This is a genomic window from Bacillus cereus group sp. BfR-BA-01316, from assembly GCF_022664195.1.
Classification (GTDB): Bacteria; Bacillota; Bacilli; order Bacillales; family Bacillaceae_G; genus Bacillus_A.
Map to the genome: position 1 here is coordinate 1 of NZ_JAKUGX010000094.1, position 490 is coordinate 490.

Sequence of the window (490 nt, forward strand, 5' to 3'; positions counted from 1 at the left end):
TATGGAGCCAGCCGCCTAAGGTGGGACAGATGATTGGGGTGAAGTCGTAACAAGGTAGCCGTATCGGAAGGTGCGGCTGGATCACCTCCTTTCTATGGAGAATTGATGAACACTGTTCATCAATATAAGTTTCCGTGTTTCGTTTTCGTTTAGTTTTGAGAGTTCAATATAAGTATTGGCTCTTAAATGGGAATATGATATAAATAAATTCCGCAATTTGTATGGGCCTATAGCTCAGCTGGTTAGAGCGCACGCCTGATAAGCGTGAGGTCGATGGTTCGAGTCCATTTAGGCCCACCATACATTTTACGGGGCCTTAGCTCAGCTGGGAGAGCGCCTGCCTTGCACGCAGGAGGTCAGCGGTTCGATCCCGCTAGGCTCCACCAAAAAGCTATTTTATATAGCAAATGGTATGTTCTTTGAAAACTAGATAACAGTGTAGCTCATATTTTTTTAATTTTAGTTTGGTTAAGTTAGAAAGGGCGCACGG

General features: G+C 44.5%; 2 tRNA genes and 1 rRNA gene. All 3 read left to right on the forward strand.

Features of this window, described 5'->3' with window-relative positions:
• Window positions 1-92 (forward strand): 16S ribosomal RNA (locus tag MR071_RS25115); the annotation flags it as partial.
• Between the two features lie 131 nt (window positions 93-223).
• Window positions 224-300 (forward strand) — tRNA-Ile (locus MR071_RS25120).
• 10 nt (window positions 301-310) lie between these two features.
• Window positions 311-386: transfer RNA gene (locus MR071_RS25125), tRNA-Ala, on the forward strand.
• The last annotated feature ends 104 nt before the right edge of the window (window positions 387-490 follow it).